The sequence below is a fragment of the Streptomyces sp. NPDC044984 genome, assembly GCF_040646935.1.
Lineage (GTDB): Bacteria > Actinomycetota > Actinomycetes > Streptomycetales > Streptomycetaceae > Streptomyces.
In genome coordinates, this window is the sequence record NZ_JBEZBE010000021.1 from 122945 (window position 1) to 149492 (window position 26548).

Here is a 26548-nt window from a genome sequence, read left to right on the forward strand (position 1 = left end):
TCCCCGCGCGCTCCCTTTAGTCTCGTACGCATGACCAGCGACGACTTCGCACGGCCCGGCCGCTCCCGCTCGCTCCAGACGTACGCCGCGCTCGGCCCCGAGCAGACCGAGGCGGTTCTCGCCCTGCTCGCCGAGGCCGCCGAGACCGACGGACAGCAGGCGGTGTCCGAGCAGGGGCGGTTGCAGCTGCGCGGCGGGGAGCGGGCCGGGGTCTCGCACCTGCTGCTCTCCGTCGACGGCGAGCTCGTCGGGTACGCCCAGCTGGAGGACACCGATCCGGTGGAGCCGCCGGCCGCCGAGCTGGTCGTGCACCCCTCGTACCGGGGCAACGGACACGGGCGGGCGCTCGGTTCGGCGCTGCTCGCCGCGTCCGGGAAGCGGCTGCGGGTGTGGGCGCACGGCGGCCACTCCGCCGCCCGGCACCTCGCGCAGGTCCTCGGGCTGACGCTGTTCCGGGAACTGCGGCAGATGCGGCGGCCGTTGGCCGGCCTCGATCTGCCCGACCCGGTGCTGCCGGACGGCGTGACCGTCCGGACGTTCGTGCCGGGGCGGGACGACACCGCCTGGCTCGCGGTGAACGCCGCCGCGTTCGCCCACCACCCCGAGCAGGGCTCCCTCACCCAGCGCGACCTGGACGACCGCAAGGCCGAGGCGTGGTTCGACCCCGAGGGGTTCTTCCTGGCGGAGCGGGAGGGCCGGCTCGTCGGCTTCCACTGGACGAAGGTGCACGCGGCGGAGCGCCTCGGCGAGGTGTACGTCCTCGGGGTGAGCCCCGACGCGCAGGGCGGCGGCCTCGGCAGGTCCCTCACCACGATCGGGCTGCGGCACCTGGCCGGCCGGGGCCTGCCGACCGCCATGCTCTACGTCGACGCCGACAACAAGGCGGCGGTGTCCGTCTACGAGCGGCTGGGCTTCGTCACGTACGAGACGGACCTGATGTACCGGACGGAGACCTGAGTCCGCGGAATCCGCGGCGGGTGAGGCGGCGTCCCGGTTCCGTCGCGCACGCCGCGCCCACCACGACCACCGCGCACAGCAGGACCGCCCAGCGGTCGTGGGCCGCCGCCCACCTCGCGTCGTCCGGGGCCGTGAACAGGGCCCAGCTCCCGGGGGTCAGCAGCGGGCCCAGGACCGACCCGACGAGCAGGGACCCGGCGACCGCCTGGCCCGGCCGGGCGCCGTCCCCGCGGTGGATCGCGAGCGCCGCCCCGGCCAGGGCGAGGGCGAGGGCCGTCGCCGCCTCGAGGGTGATCCCGGCGGCCGGGGGGCGGACGGGCCCGGGCACCAGGAGCAGCGCGGCGGTCCACCACACGGCGGCGACCGGGACCACGAGGAGGACGCGCAGTCCGTGGCGGACGGCCCGCCGGGTGGGGACGGCGGCCGTGGTGTGCCGGGCCGGGTCGTCCAGCACGAAGGCCGCTCCCAGCGCGAAGGCCACGGCGGACGCCCGCAGCGCGTTCAGCGCGAGCCGGCCGGTGGCCTGATCGCCCATCAGCCCCGGCACCGCGGCGAGCAGCAGGCCCAGGGTGCCGGCCGCCGCGACCGCCCTCCAGGGCATGGTCCGTACGGTCGGCCGCAGCAGGGCCGTGGCGGTGGCCCTCACAGGCACTCGTCCTTCGCCTCCGGCTCGTCCAGGCCCAGCAGCCGCGCGACCCGGTCCGTCGTCACCTTCGGGGCCGTCAGCTCGGCCCAGCGCGCCTTCACCTTCGCGGCGGTCTCCTCCTTGGGGCGTCGCAGCAGCTCACGCACCACCTCCGTGTGCGCGGCGGTCATGTTCAGCGGTTGCGTCTGCGAGAGGACGATCGCCGAACCGACGTCGCCGTCGTCCAGGCGCACCCGGCGCAGGTCGGACACCGGGTCGGGGCGGCCGGCGAGCGCCAGCCACATGACGGTGACCATCCGGCCGTCGCACATCGTGCCCAGCTCCTCCTCCGACCCCGTGACCAGCACACCGGCCACGGCGACGGCGAACTCCGGGACCCGGTTGCCGCCCCAGGCGGTGCCGACGGTGACCTCGTACGGGCGGGTGGACGAGTCGATCGCCGCGTCGCCGTCCAGGCCGTAGCGCGCCTCGACCCGCTGCCGTACGACGAGCGGCCGGTCCTGCGCGGTGCCGCCCACGAGGGAGCGCACGCCGGTGAGGACCCGGTCCCAGTCGCCGGTGCGCGCTCCCCACTCCGGGAAGGCGCAGTACGTCGTGGTGTCCCGTTCGGCGCACCGCTGCTCCTTCTCCGGGGTGACGGAGAACCGCGTACGCGCCTCGGCGATCTCCGGCGACAGGTCCTGGGACTGGGCCACCGCGCCCACCAGGGTCAGCGCCACCGCCCCGGCGACGCCCGCCCGGACGGTCCGCAGCCGGGCACCCCCGGAGACCAGCACCGCGAGCAGGGCCGCGCTCAGCGCGAGGCCCGCGAGGTACAGGGCGTGCCAGGCGGCGGGGCGGCCCAGCAGCTCGGACGGCAGCGTGGTGGAGGTGTTCCCGCCGACCGTCGGCGCCAGCCACCGCGTCCACCCCTCGTCGGCGGAGCCGGGGGCCAGCAGGGAGGAGAACAGGAGGAGGACGATCAGCAGCGGGGCCGCGAAGGAGGAGGCCAACAGCCGGGCCAGCAGCACCCCGAGCGCTCCGAGCAGCAGCACGGACAGCGGTCCGGCCAGCAGTTCACCCGGCGAACCGTGCCCGACCGCGCCCGGCTTGAGCGCCTCCCAGGTGAACTGGCCGGCCACGCACACCCCGGTGAGCAGCGCGACGGCCGCGACGGACAGCAGATGGGCGACCGTACGGCGCCACGGCTGGACCACCAGCACGTCGAGGTGCCGGTCGGTGTCGTACCGCCGGGAGCGCAGCACGGCCTGGTTGGCGCTCAGCAACACCGCGAGGCCGACGAGCAGGGGCGCGTTCTGGGTGGCGCGGTCGGCGTCCTGCAGCGCGGGGAAACCGTCCCAGGAGGTGCGCGTGCGCCACACCGTCCAGCCGATGTAGACCGCGAAGGCGATGAGGACCGGCGCCCGCAGCAGGAGCCGGCGGGTCTCGAATCGGGCCAGGACGAACACGGCCGCCCAGGACGCGCGGCGACCGGACGCCGTGACCGCGGCGGCCGGGGTCCCGGCGGTGAGCGCGGTCATGCGGCCACCTCGGTGTCCGTCGTGTCCGTGCCGTCGAGGGTGAGCAGGTAGCCGTCCTCCAGGGTGGGTTCGAGGAGCTCCGCGCCGGCGGGCGGGTCGCCCACGTTGCGGAAGGTGCCGAGTCCGGTGCGCCAGCCGGCCTTCGCGCCGGGGTCGCGTTCGGTGCTGCTCCACACCCGGCCGGCGGCCCGCGCGGTCAGCTCGGCGGGGGTGCCGTCGAAGCGGACGGTGCCGCCGGCCAGCACGACGACCCGGTGGCAGAGCATCGCCACGTCCTCGGTCTGGTGCGTGGACAGCAGCACCGTGCGGCCCTCACCGGCCCGCGCGACCAGCTCCCGGAACCGCATGCGCTGTTCGGGGTCGAGTCCGACGGTGGGCTCGTCGAGGACGAGGAACGCGGGGTCGCCGACGAGCGCCGCCGCCAGCGCCACCCGCTGCCGCATGCCGCCGGACAGATCGCGGATCCGCTTGCCGCGCACGTCGCCGAGACCGGCCTCGTCGAGCACCCTGCGCACCTCGCGGTGGCGGGCGGAGCGGTCGGTGAGCTCCTTGAGGATCGCCACGTAGTCGACGAACTCGAAGGCGGTGAAGTCGGGGTGGAAGCCGGGCGTCTGCGGCAGGTAGCCGAGCCGGCGCCGGACCTCCTGGCGGCCGCGCGAGGTGCCCGGGTCGTGGCCGAGCACCGTGAAGGCGCCCCGGTCGGCCGGCACGGCGGTGGCGAGCACCCGCAGCAGCGTGGTCTTGCCCGCGCCGTTGGGCCCGAGCAGCCCGGTGACGCCGGCGGACAGCCGCAGCGACACGTCGTCGAGGGCGCGGGTGCCGCCGTAGCGGAGGCTCAGCCCGGAGGCGGAGACGGTGGGGGTCATACGGAACTCCCGTACAGGTGGAGGCAGGTGGACGGAGTCGAGGACGGCCGGACCGCGAGTGCCCGGGGTGAGGAGCGGCCGGGGTGAGGAGCGGCCGGACCGCGAGTGGCCGGGGTCCGGCCGGCAAGGTGCCGGGGTGGCCGGACCGGGCTCCCCCTGGCGGGAAGCCTGGGCGACCGGACCGGGCTCCCCCTCCGGCGAGATGCCGGAGCGGTCAGGCCGGGTCTCCCGGCGGAGAGGGGACCGGAGCGGCCGGGCCGGACTCCCCCTTCCGGCAGGAAGCAGGGCGGCCGTCAGGCCGCATGCCGACCGCTGAGGTCGAAGCGGTCCCGGAGCAGGACGAGCAGTCCGGCGGCGAGTACGGCGACCGCCGCCGACACGCCCTGCCCGGCCGCGGTGAACGGGGCGAGCGGGCCGCCCCCGCCGGCCCGGACGGCGTCCGCCGCGAGCAGCAGCGCGACCCAGCCGCCGCCGACGAGGGACGGGGCGAGCACCGGGCCGAGCCGGGCGGTCAGCGCGAGTCCGGTCGCGGTGAGCGCGAGGGCGGGCAGCAGCCAGGCCAGGGCGCGCAGTCCGTACCCGGGCAGGGCGAGGGTGGCCAGCCCGTTGAGGCCGAGCCCGGCGCCGAGCACCGCCACCGTGCGGATCATCAGCAGCCGGAACCCGTGCATCGGGGCGACGACCGCCATCTCGTACGTCGGGTCCAGCGCGGGCCCGTACGACCACGCGACCCCGGCGAGCGGCAGCAGCGGGGCGAGGGCGAGGAAGAGGGTCGGTGAGCCGGTGGTGCCGTGACCGGCGGTGACGGTCACGGTGAGCAGGAGGACGGCGGCGACCGCGCCCAGCCAGGAGCGGCGCAGCGCCGGGGTGGCGGCGAGCAGCCGTGCGGTGTGGTCGGCGATGCCGAGCCGCAGCAGCAGCGCCTCCAGGAATCCCGGCTGGGGCGCGTCCAGTTCGGCGTCGAGCCGTTCCCATCCGGTGTCGAGGGCGACGGGGTCGCTCACGCCGGCGAGGACGGCCCGGCAGGGCGCGCAGGCGGTGAGGTGGGTGTCGGCCGACCACAGCAGGGGTGCCGGGAGCTCGCCCCGCGCGTAGGCCCGCAGGTCCGCTTCGGGCACGTGCCAGCCGGTGCCACCCCCGGACGTACCGCCCGTCGTTCCGTACGTCATGCCAGCGCCTCCCGGAGTTGCCTGCGGGCCCGCATCGCCCGCGTCTTGACCGTGCCCGGCGGGATGCCGAGCAGGACGGCGGCCTCACGGGTGGTCAGCCCGTCGACGACCGTGGCCTGGAGCACCGCGCGCAGTTCCGGCGACAGCCGCACCAGCGCACCGGCGAGGTCCCCGTGCTCCACCCCCGCGAGCACGCGGTCCTCCGCCGACGCCTCGTCCCGGTGCCGCAGCCGCGCCAGCGCCTGCCGCAGCCGGCCGCGCGCCCCGGCGCCGCGCAGGGCGTCGACCAGCCGGCGGGAGGCGATCCGCCACAGCCAGCCGGCCACGTCCCCGTCCTCCCGGTAGCGCGCGCTCCCCCGCCACACGGCGAGGAACGTCTCCTGTACGACGTCGTCGACGATCCCCGCGTCGGAGCAGCGGCCGCGCATCCGGGCGGTCAGCCACGGCGCGTACCGCCGGTACAGCTCCTCGAAGGCGCGCCGGTCCCCGTCCGCCGCGACGGCGCGCAGCAGCTCCCCGTCGCTTCTCGTTTCGCTCACGTCCCCTCATCGCACGGGCCCCGCCGATCGGTTCACGGGATCGCGATTGACTTTCCCCTCCCCCTTGCACCACCCTTTCACTACTCAATTAGTGAAAGGGTGGTTGTCGAGTGATCGACTACCGCATCGACCGGCACAGCGGCACGGCCACCTACGTCCAGATCGTGCAGCAGACCAAACAGGCCCTGCGCCTCGGCCTGCTGGAACCCGGCGACAAGCTGCCCACGGCCCGCGAGGTCGTCGAAGCCACCGCCGTGAACCCCAACACCGTGTTGAAGGCCTACCGCGAACTGGAACGCGAGGGCCTGGTGGAGGCCCGGCGCGGCCTGGGCACCTTCGTACGGCGCTCCCTGGGCGCCGCCCCCGCCGACTCCCCGCTGCGCGCGGAGCTGGAGGACTGGGCGGCGCGGGCCCGGGCGGCCGGCCTGGAGCGGGAGGACGTGGCCGCGCTCTTCACCGCCGTGCTCGACACCCACTACCCGGTGCGGACACCGGACCCCGCACATCCGAAGACCTCTCAGGGAGACCCGTCATGACCGTCCCGGCCATCGAGGCGGACGCGCTCGGCAAGCGCTTCGGCCGACGCGCCGCATGGGCGCTGCGCGACTGTTCCTTCCGGCTGCCCGCCGGCCGCGTCTGCGCCGTCGTCGGCCCCAACGGCGCGGGCAAGTCCACACTGATCGCGATCGCCGCCGGGCTGCTGGCCCCCACCGACGGCACGATCACCGTCCTCGGCACCGACCCCGCGGCGGCCCGCCCCGGGTGGGCTTCGTCGACCAGGGCAAGCCGCTGTACCCGCAGCTCACGATCGACGAGACGCTGCGCATGGGCGCCGATCTGAACCCCGGCCGCTGGGACGCGGACACCGCGCGGCGGATCGTGGCCGGCGGCGACCTGGACCCGCGCAGGCGCGTCCGCGCCCTCTCCGGCGGCCAGCGCACCCGCGTGGCCCTCGCGCTCGCCCTCGCCAAGCGGCCCGAACTGCTGCTGCTGGACGAGCCGATGGCCGACCTCGACCCTCCCCCAGTGCCTTAAGGGCCTGGGGGCACCCCCAGGCCCGGCACGAGCTGATGGGCGTCCTGATGGGGCAGGCCGCCGCGCACGGCACGACGATCGTGATGTCGTCGCACGTCGTCGCCGAGCTGGAGGACTCCTGCGACCACCTGCTGCTGATCGGCGGCGGCCGGGTCCGCCTGGCCGGCGAGATCGACGACCTGCTGGCCGCCCACACCCGCGTCTCCGCCCCGGCGGAGACGGACCTGGCCCCGCACGACGTCGTGGAGTCCCGCACCACCGGCCGCCGGCTCAGCGCGCTGATCCGCCCGTCCGGCCCGTTGCCCGGCGACTGGCGCGTCGGCGCGCCGTCCCTGGAGGAACTCGTCCTGTCCTACCTGCGCAACCCCGAGGCCCTCACCCCGGCCGACCCCATGGAGCCCGCCGCATGACCGCCACCCTGACCGCCCCGGCCACCACCGACCGCCCCGCCCCCGCGCCCCGGCAACTGCGCTGGCTGTACCGGTTGCACCGCCCGGCCCTCCTCACCGGTGCGGCGACCGTGCTGCTGCTCGGCGCGGCCCTGCTCTGGCTCGGCGGCCCGCTCACCGACGCCTCGGCGGCGGCCTGGAAGCAGTACAACGCCTGCGGCTCCACCCCGACGTGCAGCTACGACCAGGACTCGATCCTGCTCTACAAGAACGTCTACGACTACACGACCTTCGCCGTCCTCGCCGTGCCGTTCCTGGTCGCCGCCTGGGCCGGCGGCTCGCTGACCGGCCGCGAGATGGAGTCCGGCACGGTCCGCCTCGCCTGGACCCAGAGCGTCTCCCCGGCCCGCTGGCTGGCCTCCCGGCTCGCCTTCCCGGCCGTGCTGACCGTCGCCGCGACCGGTCTGCTGGCCTGCCTGCACCGCCTGGCCTGGACGGCGGCCGACGGCCGCGTCGACACCGCCAAGTTGTGGACCCACTTCCCCACGTTCTACGCCAACGGCACCGTCCCGGTGGCCCTGGCCCTCGCCGGACTGGCCGCGGGCGTCCTCGCGGGACTGCTGCTGCGCCGCGCCATGGCCGCGCTCACCGTGGCCGTCGTCGTGCTCGGGGCACTGTGGGCGGCCGTCCACACCGCCCTGCCGCGTCTGTGGCCCACGGTCACCGAGACCAGCGGCCTGCGGGAGGGCCCGGCCGGGTGGGGAATCACGGTCGGCCAAGGCGTGCTGACCTCCGACGGTGACCGGCTGGACCTCCCCTGCTACACCGGCATGCTGCCCGAGTGCGAGGCAACGCTGTCCGACCTGCACGCCGTCGGCTTCTACCGCGACTTCCATCCCGCCGCCCACTACTGGCCGCTCCAGCTGGTCGCCTCCGGCATCCTGCTCGCCGTCGCCGCGCTGTCGGCCTACGCGGCCTTCCGGCTGCTGCGCCGCCGCACGGCCTGACGCGCGCGCCCGTACGTCCCTCCCGGCCGGGGAGGGGCGTACGGCTCCCCGCGCCGGGGCCCGCCCACCCCCGCGGGCCGCCGCCCGATATCCGGGACGTCATGTCTCCGTAACCATCGATTCAGACAGGCTTGCGACGCTCGGCCAATGAATCCCGCCGTGCCAGAGCCTTCACCGCCCCGAAGGGTGAACGGGGGGAACGGGGACGCCCCAGGGCCACCACCGCTCCCACCCGCGTCCTCCGACGCGCCCGTGACGCCGGCGGCGCGGAACAATGGGGCCATGAGCCAGCCCAACACCCAGGCACAGGTACAGCACCCGCAGCCCTCCGTGGGCTCCATCGCCGCCCACCGCCCGCACACCGTGGCCGGAGTGGTCTCCGACCTGGAACCCGACATCGACGCGGACCTCGACGGCTACGAGGAGTCGCCGGCCGACGGTGCCGCACCGCTGCCGCAGGGCCGCTTCCTCGACCGGGAGCGCAGCTGGCTCGCGTTCAACGAACGCGTCCTCGAACTCGCCGAGGACCCCGCCACCCCGCTGCTGGAGCGCGCCAACTTCCTCGCGATCTTCGCCAGCAACCTGGACGAGTTCTTCATGGTCCGCGTGGCCGGACTGAAGCGCCGCATCGCCACCGGCGTCGCCACCCGCTCCGCCTCCGGCCTCCAGCCGCGCGAGGTGCTGGAGATGATCTGGGCCCGCTCCCGCGAGCTGATGGCCCGGCACGCCGCCTGCTACCACGAGGACGTCGCCCCCGCACTCGCGGAGGAGGGCATCCACCTGGTCCGCTGGAACGAGCTGACGGAGAAGGAGCAGGCCCGTCTGTTCACCCTCTTCCGGCACCAGATCTTCCCGGTCCTCACCCCCCTCGCGGTCGACCCGGCGCACCCCTTCCCGTACATATCCGGCCTGTCGCTGAACCTGGCCGTGGTCGTACGCAACCCGGTCACCGGTCACCGGCACTTCGCCCGCGTGAAGGTGCCGCCGCTGCTGTCCCGCTTCCTGGAGAGCTCCCCCGGCCGCTACGTCCCCATCGAGGACGTCATCGCCGCCCACCTGGAGGAGCTGTTCCCGGGCATGGAGGTGCTGCAGCACCACGCCTTCCGGCTCACCCGCAACGAGGACCTCGAGGTCGAGGAGGACGACGCGGAGAACCTGCTCCAGGCACTGGAGAAGGAGCTCATGCGGCGCCGCTTCGGGCCGCCGGTGCGCCTGGAGGTCGAGGAGTCCATCGACCGCGAGGTGCTGGACCTGCTGGTGCGCGAGCTGAAGGTCGGCGAGGCGGAGGTGTACCCGCTGCCGGGCCCGCTCGACCTCACCGGCCTGTTCCGCATCCACGGCCTGGACCGGCCCGAGCTGAAGTACCCGAAGTTCATCGCCGGCACCCACCGCGACCTGGCGGAGGTCGAGACGGCGTCCCAGCCCGACGTCTTCGCCGCGCTGCGCAGCCGGGACGTGCTGCTGCACCACCCGTACGACTCGTTCTCCACGTCGGTGCAGGCGTTCCTGCAGCAGGCCGCCGAGGACCCCGACGTGCTGGCCATCAAGCAGACCCTGTACCGCACGTCGGGCGACTCCCCCATCGTCGACGCGCTGATCGACGCCGCCGAGGCCGGCAAGCAGGTGCTGGTCCTGGTCGAGATCAAGGCGCGCTTCGACGAGCACGCGAACATCAAGTGGGCGCGCAAGCTGGAGGAGGCCGGCTGCCACGTCGTGTACGGCCTGGTCGGTCTGAAGACCCACTGCAAGCTGTCCCTGGTGGTCCGTCAGGAGGGCGAGACGCTCCGGCGGTACAGCCACGTCGGCACCGGCAACTACCACCCGAAGACGGCCCGCCTCTACGAGGACCTCGGGCTGCTCACCGCCGACCCGCAGGTCGGCGCGGACCTGTCCGACCTGTTCAACCGGCTCTCCGGCTACTCCCGCCGCGAGACCTACCGGCGGCTGCTCGTCGCCCCCAAGTCCCTGCGGGACGGCCTGATATCCCGCATCGACAAGGAGGCCCAGCACCACCGCGCCGGGCGGCCCGCCTACGTCCGCATCAAGGTCAACTCGATGGTCGACGAGGCAGTCATCGACGCCTGCTACCGGGCGTCGCAGGCGGGCGTGCCGGTCGACATCTGGGTGCGCGGCATCTGCGCGATCCGGCCGGGCGTGGCGGGCCTGTCGGAGAACGTGCGGGTACGGTCCGTCCTCGGCCGCTTCCTCGAACACTCCCGCGTGTTCGCCTTCGGCAACGGCGGCGAGCCCGAGGTGTGGTTCGGCAGCGCGGACATGATGCACCGCAATCTCGACCGCCGTATAGAGGCGCTGGTACGGGTCACCGACCCGGCTCACCGGGCGGCCCTGAACCGGCTGCTGGAGACCGGCATGTCGGACACCACCGCGTCCTGGCACCTCGCCGCGGACGGCGAGTGGACCCGGCACGCGACGGACGCGGACGGCCAGCCCTTGCGCAACGTCCAGGAGATGCTCATAGACGCCCGGAGGCGCCGGCGTGGCACAGCGACACCTTGACCCGACGGCCGGTCCGGTACCGGCGGACGTCCTGGCCGGTTATCTGCGGGACCAGGCGACCGAGTTCCTCCGCGCGCTGCGCCTCCACCGGGAGGCCGGTGCGGGCGCGGCCGCGTCGGACGGTTCCGTCGAAGCGGCCCGCGCGCTGCGCCGCGCGGCCCGCCGCATCAGCGCCAGCCTGCACACCTTCCAGCCGGCGCTGGACCCCGACTGGTCGGAGGCGATGCGCCCCGAACTGGCGTGGGTCTCCGGCACCCTGGCCCTGGAACACGCCTGCGCGTCCCGCCTGGACCAACTCCTCCTCGCCCTCCACCGGTTGTCTGGGGCACCACCCCTCCCGGCCCGGGGAACGGCCGCGCCCCGCACGCGGGCCCTGGCCGGCATGACGCTCGGCACGCCCGGCACCACCGCGACCGCCAACGGCGAGAAGGCCCCACAGGGGCCACCCGCACCCGACCACGAGACCCGTACGGGCGGTGCGCGGGGGAACGGCTTTCCGGCCGAAGGCGCGTCCGAGGCCGACCGCCCCGCACACCTCCGCCGCACCATCACCGCCACCGCCGACCGCAGGGCCGCCGCGCCGGACCGGGGGAACCTGACCGTCGGCGCCGCCAAGGCCGGCGCGCTGCTGGACCGGCAGCTGACGCTGGCCCGGACCCGGGCGCACTCCACCGCGCTCCAGGCGCTCGGCTCCTCCCGGTTCCACGCGGTCGCCGACAAGGTGGCCGTGCTCGCCAGCGAGGTGCCGCTGTCCCCGGCGGCGGCCGACACCGATCTGCGCCCGCTCGCCGACGCCGCGTGCGAGCGGCTCGCCGACGCCGTCGCCGCGCTGCCCCTGCTCACCGCGGGCAGCCCGTACAACGCCGAGGCGCTGATCCACGGCCTCTCCCCGGATCCCGCCCCGCACCCGCAGGACGCCCCCTGGCACCAGGTCCGGCTCCTCCTGCGCCTGCACCGCTACGCCCTCGAGGTCCTCCGCGCCGGCCCGGGCCCGGGCCTCCTCGCCGCCGGCGAGGCACTGGACCGGCACCGGGACGCCTCCGAGGCGGCGGCGGCCGCGGCGCAGGCGGCCCGCACCCCGCGAATAGCCCCGGCCACGGCGTACGCGCTGGGCGTGCTCCACGCCGACCAGCGGCATGAGGTGGAGGCGGCGCGGTACGCGTTCCAGCGCTCCTGGCAGAAGGAAGTCATCGGCACGTTATAGGGAGGCGCACGGTGAGCACACCGCGCTCCGCGACCCACCACACCCTCACCGTCCAGGCCGCCGGCTGCGTCCTGTGGCGCCGCTCCCCCGTGACCGGCGACCTCGAGCTCTGTCTCGTCCACCGGCCGAAGTACGACGACTGGTCCTGGCCCAAGGGCAAGCTCAAGCGCGGCGAGGACCCGCTGGCCGGCGCCCTGCGCGAGGTCGCCGAGGAGACGGGCCACACGGCCGCCCCGGCCGCCGAGCTGCCCAGCGCGCACTACCTGGCGAACGGCCGTCCCAAGCGGGTCCGCTACTGGGCGGCCGAAGCCGTCTCCGGCGCGTTCACCCCGGGCGACGAGGTCGACCGCGTCCTCTGGCTCCCTCCGGAAGCCGCCCGCGCCCGCCTCACCGAGCCCCGGGACGCCGATCTGGTGGACGCCCTCCTCGCCACCCTCCGTCCGGCACGGTGAGTGTCCTGTTCCCGCCCGGTATCCCCCCGTGTCCTCGACGTAAGCGTTCCGTGACCTCACCGCACCGTCCCCAGGGGTTCACCGTGCGTTCATTTACGCCAATCGGCTCCTTCACCTGTTCTGCCTAATTTCGGCCTTACGCGATGCGGATCGCCCGAAGAGATGGATGGGTGACCGTGTCACCCACACTTCGCACGCCGCCGAATTCAGGACGGCGGCCACTGGAAGGAACTCAAGTGAAGCTTCAGCGCAAGAACCGGCGGGCCCTCGCTCTCGGTGCTCTCGCCGTCTCCGGCGCCCTGGCCCTCACGGCGTGCGGCTCCGACGACACCGGCAACAGCAACGGTGGCGACGCCTCCGCCACCGCGCAGGCCGGCAACATCGACTGCGGCGACGCCAAGGGCCAGCTGCAGGCCTCCGGCTCTTCCGCCCAGAAGAACGCGATCGACGCCTGGGTCAAGCAGTACGTGGCGGCGTGCAAGGGCGTGCAGGTCAACTACAACCCGACCGGTTCGGGCGCGGGCGTCACCGCGTTCCTCCAGGGTCAGACCGCGTTCGCCGGTTCGGACTCCGCGCTGGAGGCCGAGGAGATCGAGCAGTCCAAGAAGATCTGCTCCGGCGGCCAGGCCATCGACCTGCCCATGGTCGGCGGCCCGATCGCCGTCGGCTACAACGTCACGGGCGTCGACAACCTCGTCCTGGACGCGCCGACCCTCGCCAAGATCTTCGACAGCAAGATCACCAACTGGAACGACGAGGCGATCGCGAAGCTCAACCCCGACGCCAAGCTTCCCGACCTGAAGATCCAGGCCTTCCACCGCTCGGACGAGTCCGGCACCACGGACAACTTCACCACCTACCTCCAGGCCGCCGCGCCCGACGACTGGAAGTACGAGCCGAGCAAGTCCTGGGAGGCCAAGGGCGGCCAGTCCGCGCAGGGTTCCTCCGGTGTCGCCCAGCAGGTCAAGCAGACCCCCGGCGCCATCTCCTACATGGAGCTGTCCTACGCCAAGGACGGCATGAGCACGGTCTCCATCAAGACCGAGGCCGCCGAGCCGGTCCAGGCCACCATCGAGAACGCCACCGCCGCCATCGGCGCCGCCAAGGTCGTCGGCACCGGCAAGGACCTCGCCCTGGAGCTTGACTACACCCCGTCCGCCGCCGGCGCCTACCCGATCGTCCTGGTGACGTACGAGATCGCCTGCGACAAGGGCAACAAGGCGGACACCCTGCCCGCCACGAAGTCCTTCCTGAACTACATGGCTTCCGAGGACGGCCAGGGCCTGCTGGCCGACGCGGGCTACGCCCCGATGCCCGAGGAGATCATCACCAAGGTCCGCGAGACCGTCAACGGCCTCAGCTGACCCGAGAGTGCGGCCCAGCCCCGGCCGGGGCTGGGCCGCACCGTCCGGTGCACCGCCAACAGGAGCCCCCGGCCGTCCGGACGGCTCCGACCGAGCCGCCGACCCCGGCGGCTCCGCAGACCGGAGAACCCGATGGACATCACCACACAGCAACCAACCGCTCCCCCCGCACCCGGACCCTCCGTTCCCCAGGACAAGCGTGCCGCGCGCGGTGCCACCCGCCCCGGTGACCGGATCTTCCTCGGGTTCTCCCGCGGATCCGGCATCTTCGTCCTGGTCCTCATGGCCGCCATCGCGGCCTTCCTGACCTACCGCGCGTCCATAGCCATCAGCAAGGACGAGGCGAACTTCTTCACCACCTTCGAGTGGAACCCCACCGCCGTCCCGTCGGAGTTCGGCATCGCGGTCCTGGCCTTCGGCACCGTCGTGTCGTCGGTCATCGCCATGATCATCGCGGTTCCGATCTCGGTGGGCATCGCCCTGTTCATCACGCACTACGCGCCCCGCCGGCTCGGCGGCGCCATCGCGTACGTGATCGACCTGCTCGCCGCCGTTCCGTCCATCGTCTACGGCCTGTGGGGCGCCCTCGTCCTGGTGCCGCACCTGAACGGCCTCTACGGCTGGCTCGACGACTACCTCGGCTGGACCGGCGTCTTCGAGTGGAGCGACGGCGCCCCGCGCTCGCTGTTCACCGTCGGCATCCTGCTCGCCCTGATGATCCTCCCGATCATCACCAACGTCAGCCGCGAGGTCTTCCGCCAGGTCCCGCGGATGCACGAGGAGGCGGCCCTGGCCCTCGGCGCCACGCGCTGGGAGGTCATCCGCATGTCGGTGCTGCCGTTCGGCCGCTCCGGCGTCATCTCCGCCTCGATGCTGGGCCTCGGCCGTGCGCTCGGCGAGACGATGGCCGTGGCGATGGTGCTCTCCCCGTCGTTCGACATCAACCTCAGCCTGCTCGACACGGGCGGCGGCACGTTCGCGCAGAACATCGCGAGCAAGTTCAACGAGGCCACCGTGATGGGACAGGACGCGCTGATCGCCTCCGGCATGGTGCTCTTCGTCATCACCCTGCTGGTCAACGGCGCGGCCCGCCTGATCATCGCCCGCCGCAAGGAGTACTCGGGGGCCAACGCATGAGCAACGCAACCCTTTCCCCCCAGCGCAGCTCCCTGCGCGGCGCGACCCTGCCCAAGTGGTTCGCCTGGGCGGTCGCCGCGGGCTCCGTCGCCCTCGGTCTCGGCATCAGCGCCGCGGCCGGCCTGAACAGCAGCATCCAGTGGGCGCTGATCGCCGCCCTCCTGTTCGTCATCGGCTCCTACGGCATCTCGGCGAAGGTCGAGGGCAGCCGCCAGGCCAAGGACCGCACCGCGACCAGCCTGGTCTGGGTCGCCTTCCTCATGGCCGTCATCCCGCTGGCCTCCATGATCTGGGAGACGGCCGAGCGCGGCATCAAGGTCCTCGACGTCTACTTCCTGACCCACTCGATGGGCGTGGTCGCCGACGCCGAGCCCGGCGGCGGTATCTACCACGCCATGCTCGGCACCCTGGAGCAGGTCGGCCTCGCCACCCTGATCTCGGTTCCGGTCGGTGTGCTCACCGCGATCTACCTGGTCGAGTACGGTCGCGGCAAGCTCGCCAAGGCCGTCACCTTCTTCGTCGACGTCATGACGGGCATCCCGTCGATCGTCGCCGGTCTGTTCATCCTGAGCCTCTGGGTCCTGATCCTGAAGATGGGCCCGTCCGGCTTCGCCGGCTCGATGGCTCTGTCGATCCTGATGATCCCGGTGGTGGTCCGCTCCACCGAGGAGATGCTCAAGCTCGTCCCGAACGAGCTGCGCGAGGCGTCCCTGGCGCTCGGCGTGCCGAAGTGGCGCACCATCCTGAAGGTGGTCCTGCCGACGTCGATCGGCGGCATCGTCACGGGTGTGATGCTCGCGATCGCCCGTATCACCGGCGAGACCGCCCCCGTGCTGCTGCTGGTGTGGGGCACGGACTTCATCAACGCCAACCCGTTCCAGGACCCGCAGGAATCGCTGCCGATGTACATCTATCTGCAGTACGCCAACAGCGGCGGTTCCGGCCCGGCGTACGACCGTGCCTGGGCGGCGGCCCTGACGCTCATCGCGTTCATCATGATCCTCAACCTGGTGGCCCGCGGCATCGCCCGCTGGAAGGCCCCGAAGACCGGTCGCTAAGGCCCTCCGGACCCGAAAGAAGAAGTGATACCCATGGCCAAGCGCATCGACGTCAGCGGCCTCAACGCCTACTACGGCTCCTTCCTGGCCATCGAGGACATCTCGATGACCGTCGAACCCCGTTCGGTGACGGCCTTCATCGGCCCGTCCGGCTGCGGCAAGTCCACCTTCCTGCGCACGCTCAACCGCATGCACGAGGTGACGCCCGGCGGCCGGGTCGACGGCAAGGTCATGCTCGACGACGAGAACCTGTACGGCGCCGGCATCGACCCGGTGGCCGTACGGCGTGAGGTCGGCATGGTCTTCCAGCGCCCGAACCCGTTCCCCACGATGTCGGTGTACGACAACGTGGCGGCGGGCCTGCGCCTGAACGGCAAGTACAAGAAGTCCCAGCTGGACGACATCGTCGAGAAGTCCCTCAAGGGCGCCAACCTCTGGAACGAGGTCAAGGACCGCCTGAACAAGCCGGGCTCGGGCCTCTCCGGCGGCCAGCAGCAGCGCCTGTGCATCGCCCGCGCCATCGCGGTCGAGCCGAACGTCCTGCTGATGGACGAGCCCTGCTCCGCCCTGGACCCGATCTCCACCCTCGCCATCGAGGACCTGATCGGCGAGCTGAAGGAGCGCTTCACGATCGTCATCGTGACGCACAACATGCAGCAGGCGGCACGCGTCTCGGACCGTACGGCCTTCTTCAACCTGGCGGCCGTCGGCCAGCCCGGCAAGCTGATCGAGATCGACGACACGGAGCGCATCTTCTCCAACCCGTCGGTCCAGGCCACGGAGGACTACATCTCCGGCCGCTTCGGCTAGGCCGTCGAACTCCTCGCGGTGCTGCATGGCGGTGCCACCGCGAGGCACGAAGGGCCCGCCCCCGGCTCCCGGGGGCGGGCCCTTCCGTTTTGCTCACGTCACCACGGGCACGTCACCGCAGACACGTCACCGCGGGCAATCGTGCCTCCCCCGGTGCCTCAAGGGCCTGGGAGGTACCCCCAGGGCGACACGGGTGGGCGCGGCGGCACCCCGCGAACGCCGGGCTGCGCAACGACCCCCCGCCCAGCACCAGGACGCAGCACCCGGCTACAAGAACGCCAGGTGCACCAGCCCGAACGACAGCGCGGCCACCGCCGCCGCCGCCGGCATGGTGATGAACCACCCGAGAACGATGTTCTTGGCCACCCCCCACCGCACGGCGTTGACCCGCTTCGTCGCCCCCACACCCATGATCGCCGAAGTGATCACATGCGTCGTGGAGATGGGCGCGTGGAACAGGAACGCGGACCCGAACATGATCGACGCACCCGTCGTCTCCGCGGCGAACCCCTGCGGCGGATCCAGCTCGATGATCTTCCGCCCCAGCGTCCGCATGATCCGCCACCCACCGGCGTACGTCCCCGCGGACAGCATCACCGCACAGGCGACCTTCACCCACACCGGAATCGGATCGCCGTAGTCCTCGACATCCGCGATGACCAGTGCCATCACCACGATGCCCATCGTCTTCTGCGCGTCCTGCAGACCGTGTCCCAGCGCCATGCCCGCCGCGGAGACGGTCTGCGCGATCCGGAACCCCCGCTTGGTCTTGTGCGGATTGGTCCGCCGGAAGATCCAGAGGATCACGGTCATCACCAGGTAACCGGCGAGCATGCCGACCACCGGCGACACGAACATCGGGATGACGATCTTGTCGACCACCCCGTGCCAGTACACCGTCGTCCCCCCGGCCAGCGCCGCCCCCACCATGCCCCCGAACAGCGCGTGGGACGACGACGACGGCAGCCCGAAGTACCAGGTGATCAGGTTCCAGACGATCGCCCCGACCAGCGCGGCGAAGAGGATCCCCATCCCCTTGGACCCCTCGGGTGTCTGGATCACCCCCTCGCTGACGGTCTTGGCGACCCCGGAGCCCATGAACGCACCGGCGAGGTTCATCACGGCCGCCATCGCCAGCGCCGCCCGGGGCGTCAGCGCCCGCGTCGACACGGACGTGGCGATCGCGTTCGCCGAGTCGTGGAAGCCGTTGGTGTAGGTGAAGAAGAGCGCGACCCCGATGGTCACGACCAGAGCGAAGGTGTCCATGAAGGGCTCAGGACTCCTTGACGGCGATGGTCTCCACCGTGTTCGCCACGTGCTCGAAGGCGTCGGCCGCCTCCTCCAGTACGTCCACGATCTGCTTGAGCTTCAGCACCTCGATCGCGTCGTACTTGCCGTTGAAGAGGTGGGCCAGCAGCTTGCGGTGGATCTGGTCGGCCTGGTTCTCCAGCCGGTTGACCTCGATCCAGTACTCGGTGAGGTTCTCCATGGTGCGCAGGTGCGGCATGGCCTCCGCGGTCAGCTCCGCGGCCCGCGCCAGGACCTCGATCTGCTGCTCGACGCCCTTGGGCAGTTCCTCGATGTTGTAGAGGACGACCAGGTCGACGGCCTCCTCCATGAAGTCCATGATGTCGTCGAGGGACGACGCGAGGGAGTAGATGTCCTCACGGTCGAACGGCGTGATGAACGAGGAGTTCAGCTGGTGGAAGATCGCATGCGTGGCGTCGTCACCTGCGTGTTCCGCGGCCCGCATACGCTCTGCGATCTCGGCCCGGGCGGAGGGGTCCGCCCCGAGCAGTTCCATCAGGAGTTTCGAGCCCGTGACGATGTTGTCCGCGGACGCGGCGAACATGTCGTAGAAGCTCGTCTCCCTGGGGGTCAGACGAAAGCGCACGTGGGGTCCTCGGTGAGCATCGGTTTCGGTCAGGCTGATGCTAGGCGCATCATCCGGCCGCGACTAACGGGCCGCCCACCAGTGTCGCCCATCAGGCAGATCGACGAGCACGGGGGCGGTCCGAGGTCCGTTTCCGGCCGCAGCGCATGTCATCGGCCAAGATGCCTATACCCAGCAAAGTTCGCTACCATATACCCGCCAGGGGTATATGTCGCCCGTCAGTGCACCAGGAGGACGCGATGACGACCACCGAGACCGGCGCGAACGCGCCCTCCGCCCCGGACGTGACGGACCTCGTGACCGACCACGACCACGGCTTCCACGGCTACCACGACCAGAAGCAGGAGCACCTCAAGCGCCTGCGCCGCATCGAGGGCCAGATCCGCGGCCTGCAGCGCATGGTCGACGAGGACGTGTACTGCATCGACATACTCACCCAGGTGTCCGCCTCCACCAAGGCACTGCAGTCGTTCGCGCTGCAGCTGCTGGAGGAGCACCTGCGCCACTGCGTCGCGGACGCGGCCGTCAGGGGCGGTGACGAGATCGACGCGAAGGTCAAGGAGGCGACGCAGGCCATCGCCCGTATGCTCCGGACCTGACCGGTCTCAGTGCCCGGCGGACTCGACCCGCGCCTCGGCCACCCGCAGTACCTCGTCGATGCTCTCCAGGCTGAGCCGCTCCTCGGCGTTGGAGGCGGCGATGATCAGCTCCCCGCAGAGTTCGATCTCGGCGAGCGCCACGTGGTCCTGAACCGGAACCGTCCCACCGCCGAGCGGTGCCACGCGCCTCACCTCGTCTCTGTCGTCACCGACTTCCTAGAGTAGGGAGCGCCCTACGCACCGCGCATGGCACGGAAGGGCTAGTTCAGGCCGGTCACTCCCGGCTTCCCTCCTCGGCGATCCGGCCCGCGTAGATGTCCTCGCCCTCGGGAAGCCGTACGTCGGCCGGCACCCCGAAGTCGTACAGCAGCGTGGTCGAGGCGACCGCGACGGGCCGGTCCTGCCGGCCGTTGACGAAGCTGAACCGGTGCCGGAGCTTGCGGATCCGTCCCTCGTCGTCGAGGTAGGCGTCGAACGGCACCCGCGCGGTGGCGAACCCTTTCGCCGCCGCGCCCAGCACCTCCCGGTTCGCGTCCGAGGCGTCCCGCGAGGCCTGCCGCAGATCGGCGGTCCCCCGGTAGTGGCGCACCTTCGTCCCGGCGACCTCGGTCCGCCCCACGAACGTCGCCGACCGTGTCCCGCGCAGCACCTCGGCGGCGGCGAACGGATCGGTGGCCCCGCCGGTGACGAGGTTCCCGTCGGACAGCGTCCCGGTGTCCACCCGCACCCACTTGTCGGCGGGCACCCCGGCTCCCCGGTTCTTCATGTACAGCGCCCCGGGGGCGAGGAGTTCGGTGATGGGCCGCCGGACGACCTTCCCGGCCGGGTCCTGCGGCAGCAGCACCTTCAGCCGTCCGAGCCGCTCGCGGTAGTCGTACACCCCCTCGCCCCTGATGGTGACCCGGGTCCCGCCGGTCGCCATCTCCAGGGAGGTGGTCGCCTTGGAACTCCCGGCTTTCACGAGCACGTCGGCGGCCTCCCGCAGCACCCGCACCGCATCCCCGGCGGGAGCCCCCGGGGTCACGGCGTCGCTTCTCGCGCAGCCCACGGCCCCGAGCCCCAGACAGCACACCACCCCGAATCCAGCCACCACGCCGCACATCCGAGCCATGCCCGGTCAACGACCGGTGAGGGGCCCCGTCACGCCGGCGAGCGGGGCGCTACCGTGGTCGACGTGCCGCACCAGGACGACGAGCCGACCCCCGTCCCCCACACCACGACCACCACCGAACAGGGCCCTTTCTGCATGGCCCACTGCACCTGCGGCTGGCGGGGCCCGGCCAGGAGAGCCAGAAGCCAAGCCAGAAAAGACGCCGAGAACCACACCCCCGAGTGACCCACGCCTCGTTCCCGTACCGGCGGCCGCGCGTGGGCCGCGCCCGGATGTGAGGTCAGCCCCGGCCCTTCGCCCGCGGGGGTGCCGTGCCCTCCTTCCAGGCCCGGGCGAACCGTTCGTGCGCGGGCGACGGAAGGGCCGCCGGCTCACCGCGCACGGGGCGGGGCGCCTTCACGGCGGTGAGTTCCCCGCGGACGGCACGGTGGTGGTCCGGGGTCCAGCCTTTCCAGCGGCGTACGTCTCGGAGGCCCGGGGATCGGCCGGAATCGGAACGGGAGCTCCCGTGCTGCTGGTCATGCGGGCGAGTCTGGCAGGGGGGACCGACAACGAGCCGGCGAGTCCGCGAGTCCGCGCCCGCCGTCTCCTCCGGCTCCGGTCGACGCGGGCTCAGGCCGCCAGATCCCGCTCCTCGGGGCCGCCCGACGCCCCGTTCCTGGTCCCCGGGGCGACCCGCCCCGCCTCGACGTGATGCCGTCCGCGCGCCGTGATCAGCCACCCCGCCCGCGGCGACCGCTCGATCGCCCGCATCAGCGGCGTCAGCAGCGCCATGGCGAGCGGCGAGAGCAGCAGTGCGACGGCCGTACCGAGCGCGAGCCCGCCCACGACGTCCGTCGGGTAGTGCACGCCCATGTAGACCCGGATGAACCCGCCCAGCAGTCCCAGCACCAGGCCGATGATCCCGAGCCGCCGGTTGACCAGGAACAGCCCCACCGCCAGCGCCATGCAGAGCGTCGCGTGGTCGCTGACGAACGAGTAGTCGTTCTTGCCGTCGACCAGGACCTCGAGCCCCTCGTGGTCGAGGAAGGGCCGACGCCTCTCCACGAACCCACGTATCGGTACGTTCACCAGGACCGCGACGCCCGCCGCGAGCGGGGCCCACACCAGGCCCGCCACGGCCGGGGCCGCGTCCTCACCGCCCCGCCGCCTGACACCCCACCAGCACCACGCCAGCAGCCCCAGCAAGGCGAACAGCAGGCCGAACTCGCCCACGAACTCCATGAGGTGATCGAGCCACGGCGGTGCGGCCTTCGCCAGGCCGTTGATGTCATAGAGCAGGTCGACGTCGGGGTTCGACCCGGAATCGGCGAATCCAGCCATGGTGCTGCGGCCCCTTCGTCATATCTCCCGGCGCACCGTTCGCACGCCGTTCCCGCCACCCCCGTGGTTTGTAGATCCGCTCGTTCGCTCGGCTACGACAACAGGAACGCACGGTCCCCGTTGATACGTTCCACACTCCACCGAATGATCACGCAGACGTTATCGAAGAGAGATGCGTCTCCGCAGCTCAGGGGGGAGGGTTGACGCTCCGCTCACACCGTGGTGGGGAGTGCTTTCGCGCCATCTTCGGTGACCCGGGTGGCACCAAAATAGTCAGGTGTGTCGATCGGGTCGAACCGGATCACGGCCCCGGTTCGGGGCGCGTCGATCATGTACCCGCCGCCGACATAAATACCCACATGCCGGATGGCCCGGGAATTGGTGAGGTCGTCCGAGAAGAACACCAGATCGCCCGGCAGCAGTTCGTCCCGCTTCGGATGCGGTCCCGCGTTGTACTGGTCGTTGGCCACCCGCGGCAGTGTGATCCCCACGCTCTCGTACGCCGCCTTGGTCAGCCCCGAGCAGTCGAACCGTCCGCCGTGCTCAGGCGTACCGTTACCGCCCCACAGGTAGAGCGTCCCGAGCTTCTTCTGCGCGTACGCGATGGCCCCGGCGGCCTGCTTCGACGGATCGACCCGCCCCACCGGCGCGGCGAAGCTCTTCTCCAGCGACAGGATCCGCTTGACGTAGTTCTGCGTCTCCTTGTACGGCGGAACACCCCCGTACTTGATCACCGCGTACGCCCCCGCGTTGTACGAGGCGAGCATGTTTTCGGTCGGATTCCCGCCGACGTCCTTCACGTAGGACGCGAGCGCGCAGTCGTACGTCGCCGCCGACGGAATCGCGTCCTTCGGGTCCCACACGTCACGGTCCCCGTCCCCGTCCCCGTCGACCCCGTGCGTGGCCCACGTACCGGGGATGAACTGGGCGATGCCCTGTGCCGCCGCGTGGCTCTGTGCCTTCGGGTTGAATCCGCTCTCCTGGTAGAGCTGGGCGGCGAGCAGGGCCGGGTTGATGGCGGGGCAGAGGTTGCCCCACTTCTGCACGAGCGCCTGATACGCGGCCGGCACGCTTCCCTTGGCGAGGGCCTTGGTCGCCCCGCCGCCCACTCCGTTGGCGAGGTTCCCGGCGACGACGTAGACCCCGACGACGAGCAGCATCACAAAGGCGAGCGCGGAACTGACGGCGATCCCCGCCGCGACCCATGCCTTACGCACCGTCAACCGCCCTTCAGCGTCCGGCAGTCCACCGCCGCACGTCAGTGTAGAGGCGGCGCCCGCTCTTCGGAATGATCACGAGGTACTTCGGCGTGGTTGTTACGGCTGTGGCGAAGTGCCGTGTTGCGGAAGTCCGTCCCCGGCCACGCCGCCCCCTCCGGCCACGTCGAAGATGACACCCCGTACACGTCCGGCCCTTCGGACAGAGCGGCTTGGGGCTGCCGCCGTGCCCGCTTCACCACACCCGCGTGCCCGCCGCGCGGAGTCGGGGGCATCACCGGCTTGCCTCCCACGATCTGCGCCCACGGACCCGTTGCGCCCTGACTCCTCCCGGCAACGTCGCGCAGGCGCCCCGGCCGCGGACGGACCCGGCCCTTCGGTGGCACGGGCAGGTCCGGCAGGACACCCGACGGGAGACCCGACGGCAGGTCCGACGGGACGCCCGGCAAGAGACCTGGCGGCAGACCCGAGGGGAGACCCGGCAGGAGACCCGACGGCAGACCCAGCGGGACGCCCGACGGGAGACCCAGCGGGACGCCCGACGGGAGACCCAGCGGGACGCCCAGCGGCAGGCCCGACGGCAGGTCCGGCGGGACGCCCGGCAAGAGACCTGGCGGCAGGCCCGGCAGGAGACCCGGCGGCAGACCCGAGGGGAGACCCGGCGGCAGACCCGAGGGGAGACCCGGCAAGAGACTCGACGGCAGACCCGGCAGAACGCCCAACGGCAGGCCCGACGGAAGGCCCAGCGGGACGCCCGACGGCAGACCTGGCGGCAGGCCCGGCGGGACGCCCGGCAAGAGACCTGGCGGCAGGCCCGGCAGGAGACCCGGCGGCAGGCCCGAGGGGAGACCCGGCAAGAGACCTGGCGGCAGACCCGGCAGGACGCCCAACGGAAAGTCCGATGACCCACTCGGTGACGCGTCCCCCGTGCTGGGCCGGTTCCGTCACTGCGCCTGCTCCGTGCTCACGCACCCGGCTCCCCTCACGATCTGCCCTCGGGCGGCTGCAGCGGGCCGCCCCAGCCGCACTCCGCCCACAGCACCTTTCCGCCCGACGTACCCTCCGGCCCCTCCAGCAGCGAGGCGCCCCAGGAGTCGGCGTACGCCCGTACGAGGGCCAGGCCCCGCCCGCCCTCCGAGGCTCCGTGCGGCATGGCACCGTGAGCGAAGCCGGCGCCCAGACCGGAGGGGACGGTCGAGTCCTTGTCCCACACCCCCACCCGGAGCTGACCGGACCCGGCCGGGCGGATGTGGAGGGCGTACGGGCCGCCGGTGTGCAGATGAGCGTTGGTCAGCAGCTCCGAGGCGAGCAGTTCGGCCGTGGGGGCGAGTTCGCCGAGTTCGTAGGCGGCCAGCACGGACCGCAGGGTGGAGCGGGCGATCCCCGGTGAGCGTGGATCGCGTGAGAGGTGGAGGATGTAGGACCAGGGCGGGGATACGGTGGACATGGAAGTCTCCGATCGGCGAGGTCAGTTGGGTGGTTGCGAACAGTTGCCCAGTGGCAGTGCCGAACCGTCGATCGGTGCGCTTCTGGGCGGGGCGCCTACAACTAAGCTAGCCGCACCCAGCTAACGCATTAGCCAGTTCTCCAGATCTGCATTAGCTTCCACCCGTGTGGGTGACCGTAGCGCCGAGGGAGCGTCAGAAAGCGTGAGAACCAGCCCGACCGGTCGTCAGCTCCGGCTTGGCGCCGAGCTGCGGAAATTGCGCGAGCGCGCGGGACTCACTGCCACAGAGGCCGGTCAACTGCTCGGCGTAAAGCAGAACCAAATCAGCAACACGGAAGCCGGACGCATCGGTGTGAGCCCAGAACGTGTACGCACGTTGGCCCACCACTACAAGTGCGGCGATCCGGCACTCGTCCAGGCCCTCAGCGACATGGCCGCAGACCGCAAGCGCGGCTGGTGGGAGGAGTACCGCGAAATCCTCCCCGCCGCGCTTTTGAACCTGGCCGAAGTCGAGCACCACGCGACCTGCCTACGCGGCGCCGTAACCGTCCACATCCCCGGCCTGCTGCAGACCACCGAACATGCACGTGAACTGTTCCGGCAGGTCGTACCCGAGTTCCCGCCCCCGGACATCGAGCACCGGGTCTCCTTCCGCATCAAGCGCCAGGCCGTGCTCTACCGCGCATCCGCCGCCCCGTACCACGCGGTGATCCACGAGGCCGCGCTGCGCATGCAGTTCGGCGGCCCGGCGACCGCCCGCGCGCAGTTGCGGCACCTACTGGACATGAGCGAGCGGGAGCACATCACCATCAAGGTGCTGCCGTTCGCCGCCGGAGGCTTTCCGGGGTCGGGACAGTCGATCTTCTACTCGCACGGCCCCATCCCCCAGCTCGACACCGTCCATCTCGACCAGTCCCACGGGCCCGTGTTCCTCGACGCCGATGCTCAGCTGGACATGTACCGGATCCTGCTCGATCGCTTGGACTCCCGGGCGCTTACTCCGGAGAAGTCACGCGATGTCATCAACCACCTTCTCCGAGACCTGTGAGAGGAAACGTGATGCCCGGACTCAACTGGCAGAAGTCATCCCTGTGCGGCTCGGGCGACTCCTGCGTGCACGTCGCCGCGACCCCCACCGGGATCCACATAACCGAGTCCGCCGACCCCGGCGGAGCGATCCTCACCACCACTCCCGACGCCTTCCGCGCCCTTCTCCGCTCCCTCAAGGAAGAACCGCACCGGGACCCCCAGGTCCCCGGCCTCGAAGTGACCACCGTCGGCGACGACGACCGGATCGTCCGCCTCCGTGCTCCCGGCGTTCCCGGAGTCCCCGCCGTCACCACCGACCGCCGCCGCTGGGAGACCTTCGTGCGCGGCGTCCGGGCCGGCGAGTTCGACCACTTCGCGGCGTAGCGCGGCCGGGCCCCGGACTGATCGAGATGAGCCCTCTCCTTCCTCACCTCACCGCGGCAGCGCGGGGCGGGAGAAGACCCACCCTGCTGAAAAGCGTGAACAGTAGACAGAACAACGCTCATCAGGCACTCAAATGAGCAGCCCAAGGACAACGAGAGCCGAGATGCTCACGCGTTTCAGGTGAGCAGGTCAGTCCGCGCCCGCCCACCACCTGCCGCACGGGCTCAAGCCGCAGCCGAGTACACACCTCGTTGCCCAGCATTACCCAGCGTGATACACAGAGTGACGATACGACTTCTCACCCAGCGGAGCGCGCCCCTCCCGGAGTACGGCGCGCGCCGGTGGCAAGCTATTCGTACGAAACCCGCCAACAGATGAAGCCAAGTCGACATGCGACAGTGCCATCGTCGGCGACAATGAGGGCTGACCTCTGCACCACCGCAGGGGTACGGAACTACCCATACAGGGGCGGTGACTTACATGTTCTTCGCGGCCGACGAGGGAGACATCAACACCATTATCGGCGGGATCGCTCCGGATTGGGGCCCCTTCGGCAGCCTGGGCAACGAGGCCAAAATCATGATCGAAGTGGTCATGGCGGTCGCCATCCTCATCTGCCTGGGCATCGCCATCTGGGGGGCGGCCAAACAGCGCATCGGCGCCACGGCGTTGAGGGACACGTTCAGTGCCGAACAGGGCAAGGGCCTCATCATCGCGGGGCTCACGGGCGTCTTCATCATCGGTTCGCTCGGCACGCTGTTCACCATCGTGTACGGAATGGCCGTGTAGCCCCGCCCCATCGCTCCCGACCGGGCACGCCCGGCACCTCCTCCACCCCACCCGCCCGTCGTGCCCACCGGCTGAGGTTGCGTTT

At 71.7% G+C, this 26548-nt stretch carries 26 protein-coding genes and 1 pseudogene; 15 read left to right on the plus strand and 12 right to left on the minus strand.

Annotated features, from left to right (window positions below; translation table 11 throughout):
• The first annotated feature begins 30 nt into the window (after positions 1–30).
• On the plus strand, positions 31–957 hold the full coding sequence (gene mshD / locus AB0A94_RS23350; protein WP_361747164.1) for a mycothiol synthase: 927 nt from the start codon (positions 31–33) through the stop codon (positions 955–957).
• Here the strand turns inward: mshD and AB0A94_RS23355 are convergent.
• From AB0A94_RS23355 to AB0A94_RS23375, 5 genes are all read right to left on the minus strand, one after another.
• Positions 917–1603, minus strand: coding sequence for an ABC transporter (locus tag AB0A94_RS23355; RefSeq protein ID WP_361747166.1), 687 nt, complete (start codon positions 1601–1603; stop codon positions 917–919). The two genes, mshD and AB0A94_RS23355, sit on opposite strands and share 41 nt — an antisense overlap.
• A complete protein-coding gene (locus tag AB0A94_RS23360) occupies positions 1600–3123 on the minus strand; it encodes an ABC transporter permease (protein WP_361747168.1) in 1524 nt (507 codons plus the stop codon). The genes AB0A94_RS23355 and AB0A94_RS23360 overlap by 4 nt, the downstream gene beginning before the upstream one ends.
• Positions 3120–3989: an ABC transporter ATP-binding protein gene (locus tag AB0A94_RS23365; protein WP_361747170.1), complete on the minus strand. Its 870-nt coding sequence runs from the start codon at positions 3987–3989 to the stop codon at positions 3120–3122. Before AB0A94_RS23365 ends, AB0A94_RS23360 begins: the two co-directional genes overlap by 4 nt.
• A 293-nt stretch (positions 3990–4282) precedes the next feature.
• The gene (locus tag AB0A94_RS23370) at positions 4283–5158 is read right to left on the minus strand and encodes a zf-HC2 domain-containing protein (RefSeq protein ID WP_361747171.1); all 876 of its coding nucleotides are present in this window, start codon (positions 5156–5158) and stop codon (positions 4283–4285) included.
• Positions 5155–5697 (minus strand): RNA polymerase sigma factor, encoded by a 543-nt coding sequence (locus AB0A94_RS23375; protein WP_361747173.1) that lies wholly within the window; start codon positions 5695–5697, stop codon positions 5155–5157. The genes AB0A94_RS23370 and AB0A94_RS23375 overlap by 4 nt, the downstream gene beginning before the upstream one ends.
• 110 nt (positions 5698–5807) lie before the next feature.
• On the opposite strand from AB0A94_RS23375, the gene AB0A94_RS23380 reads away from it, so the two are divergent.
• The 10 genes and pseudogenes from AB0A94_RS23380 (at position 5808) to pstB (ending at position 16670) form a co-directional block, all read left to right on the plus strand.
• Complete coding sequence (locus tag AB0A94_RS23380; RefSeq protein WP_361747176.1) at positions 5808–6233, plus strand: GntR family transcriptional regulator; 426 nt, start codon at positions 5808–5810, stop codon at positions 6231–6233.
• A pseudogene (locus tag AB0A94_RS23385) lies at positions 6230–7142 on the plus strand (ABC transporter ATP-binding protein). Before AB0A94_RS23380 ends, AB0A94_RS23385 begins: the two are co-directional and overlap by 4 nt.
• On the plus strand, positions 7139–8128 hold the full coding sequence (locus AB0A94_RS23390; RefSeq protein WP_361747178.1) for an ABC transporter permease: 990 nt from the start codon (positions 7139–7141) through the stop codon (positions 8126–8128). The pseudogene AB0A94_RS23385 and the gene AB0A94_RS23390 overlap by 4 nt, the downstream one beginning before the upstream one ends.
• Positions 8129–8275: 147 nt before the next feature.
• The gene (locus AB0A94_RS23395) at positions 8276–10645 is read left to right on the plus strand and encodes an RNA degradosome polyphosphate kinase (RefSeq protein ID WP_361747182.1); all 2370 of its coding nucleotides are present in this window, start codon (positions 8276–8278) and stop codon (positions 10643–10645) included.
• Positions 10626–11849, plus strand: a complete 1224-nt coding sequence (locus tag AB0A94_RS23400; RefSeq protein WP_361747184.1) for a CHAD domain-containing protein — start codon at positions 10626–10628, stop codon at positions 11847–11849. The genes AB0A94_RS23395 and AB0A94_RS23400 overlap by 20 nt, the downstream gene beginning before the upstream one ends.
• An 11-nt stretch (positions 11850–11860) precedes the next feature.
• Entirely contained in the window at positions 11861–12301 is a 441-nt protein-coding gene (locus tag AB0A94_RS23405) for an NUDIX hydrolase (RefSeq protein WP_361747186.1), read from the plus strand.
• A gap of 236 nt (positions 12302–12537) precedes the next feature.
• Positions 12538–13665 carry a phosphate ABC transporter substrate-binding protein PstS gene (gene pstS, locus AB0A94_RS23410; protein WP_361747187.1) on the plus strand — a complete coding sequence of 376 codons (1128 nt, stop codon included), beginning with the start codon at positions 12538–12540 and terminating at the stop codon, positions 13663–13665.
• A 132-nt stretch (positions 13666–13797) separates the two neighbouring features.
• Positions 13798–14802, plus strand: a complete 1005-nt coding sequence (gene pstC / locus AB0A94_RS23415) for a phosphate ABC transporter permease subunit PstC (RefSeq protein WP_361747189.1) — start codon at positions 13798–13800, stop codon at positions 14800–14802.
• Positions 14799–15860 (plus strand): phosphate ABC transporter permease PstA, encoded by a 1062-nt coding sequence (gene pstA / locus AB0A94_RS23420; protein ID WP_361747191.1) that lies wholly within the window; start codon positions 14799–14801, stop codon positions 15858–15860. Before pstC ends, pstA begins: the two co-directional genes overlap by 4 nt.
• Before the next feature lie 33 nt (positions 15861–15893).
• Positions 15894–16670: a phosphate ABC transporter ATP-binding protein PstB gene (gene pstB / locus AB0A94_RS23425; RefSeq protein WP_030829515.1), complete on the plus strand. Its 777-nt coding sequence runs from the start codon at positions 15894–15896 to the stop codon at positions 16668–16670.
• Between the two features lie 267 nt (positions 16671–16937).
• On the opposite strand, the gene AB0A94_RS23430 is transcribed toward pstB, so the two are convergent.
• Both AB0A94_RS23430 and AB0A94_RS23435 read right to left on the minus strand, forming a co-directional pair.
• The gene (locus AB0A94_RS23430) at positions 16938–17936 is read right to left on the minus strand and encodes an inorganic phosphate transporter (protein ID WP_361747193.1); all 999 of its coding nucleotides are present in this window, start codon (positions 17934–17936) and stop codon (positions 16938–16940) included.
• A 7-nt stretch (positions 17937–17943) separates the two neighbouring features.
• On the minus strand, positions 17944–18564 hold the full coding sequence (locus AB0A94_RS23435; RefSeq protein ID WP_142194520.1) for a DUF47 family protein: 621 nt from the start codon (positions 18562–18564) through the stop codon (positions 17944–17946).
• Between the two features lie 239 nt (positions 18565–18803).
• Between AB0A94_RS23435 and AB0A94_RS23440 the strand changes: the two genes are divergently transcribed.
• Positions 18804–19163, plus strand: coding sequence for a metal-sensitive transcriptional regulator (locus AB0A94_RS23440; RefSeq protein WP_361747195.1), 360 nt, complete (start codon positions 18804–18806; stop codon positions 19161–19163).
• Positions 19164–19169: 6 nt separating this feature from the next.
• On the opposite strand, the gene AB0A94_RS23445 is transcribed toward AB0A94_RS23440, so the two are convergent.
• The 5 genes from AB0A94_RS23445 to AB0A94_RS23465 all read right to left on the minus strand — a co-directional run bounded on the left by AB0A94_RS23445 (position 19170) and on the right by AB0A94_RS23465 (position 24261).
• On the minus strand, positions 19170–19355 hold the full coding sequence (locus AB0A94_RS23445) for a hypothetical protein (protein ID WP_217127154.1): 186 nt from the start codon (positions 19353–19355) through the stop codon (positions 19170–19172).
• A gap of 82 nt (positions 19356–19437) precedes the next feature.
• On the minus strand, positions 19438–20265 hold the full coding sequence (locus AB0A94_RS23450; RefSeq protein ID WP_361747236.1) for a hypothetical protein: 828 nt from the start codon (positions 20263–20265) through the stop codon (positions 19438–19440).
• Positions 20266–20886: 621 nt separating this feature from the next.
• A complete protein-coding gene (locus tag AB0A94_RS23455; RefSeq protein WP_361747198.1) occupies positions 20887–21597 on the minus strand; it encodes a phosphatase PAP2 family protein in 711 nt (236 codons plus the stop codon).
• Positions 21598–21809: 212 nt separating this feature from the next.
• Complete coding sequence (locus tag AB0A94_RS23460) at positions 21810–22757, minus strand: bifunctional lytic transglycosylase/C40 family peptidase (RefSeq protein ID WP_361747238.1); 948 nt, start codon at positions 22755–22757, stop codon at positions 21810–21812.
• 1039 nt (positions 22758–23796) lie between these two features.
• Positions 23797–24261 carry an ATP-binding protein gene (locus AB0A94_RS23465; RefSeq protein ID WP_361747200.1) on the minus strand — a complete coding sequence of 155 codons (465 nt, stop codon included), beginning with the start codon at positions 24259–24261 and terminating at the stop codon, positions 23797–23799.
• Positions 24262–24463: 202 nt separating this feature from the next.
• On the opposite strand from AB0A94_RS23465, the gene AB0A94_RS23470 reads away from it, so the two are divergent.
• The 3 genes from AB0A94_RS23470 to AB0A94_RS23480 all read left to right on the plus strand — a co-directional run bounded on the left by AB0A94_RS23470 (position 24464) and on the right by AB0A94_RS23480 (position 26463).
• A complete protein-coding gene (locus AB0A94_RS23470; protein WP_361747202.1) occupies positions 24464–25309 on the plus strand; it encodes a helix-turn-helix transcriptional regulator in 846 nt (281 codons plus the stop codon).
• A gap of 11 nt (positions 25310–25320) precedes the next feature.
• On the plus strand, positions 25321–25674 hold the full coding sequence (locus AB0A94_RS23475) for a DUF397 domain-containing protein (RefSeq protein WP_361747204.1): 354 nt from the start codon (positions 25321–25323) through the stop codon (positions 25672–25674).
• Positions 25675–26154: 480 nt separating this feature from the next.
• Positions 26155–26463, plus strand: coding sequence for a hypothetical protein (locus tag AB0A94_RS23480; RefSeq protein WP_030829533.1), 309 nt, complete (start codon positions 26155–26157; stop codon positions 26461–26463).
• The last annotated feature ends 85 nt before the right edge of the window (positions 26464–26548 follow it).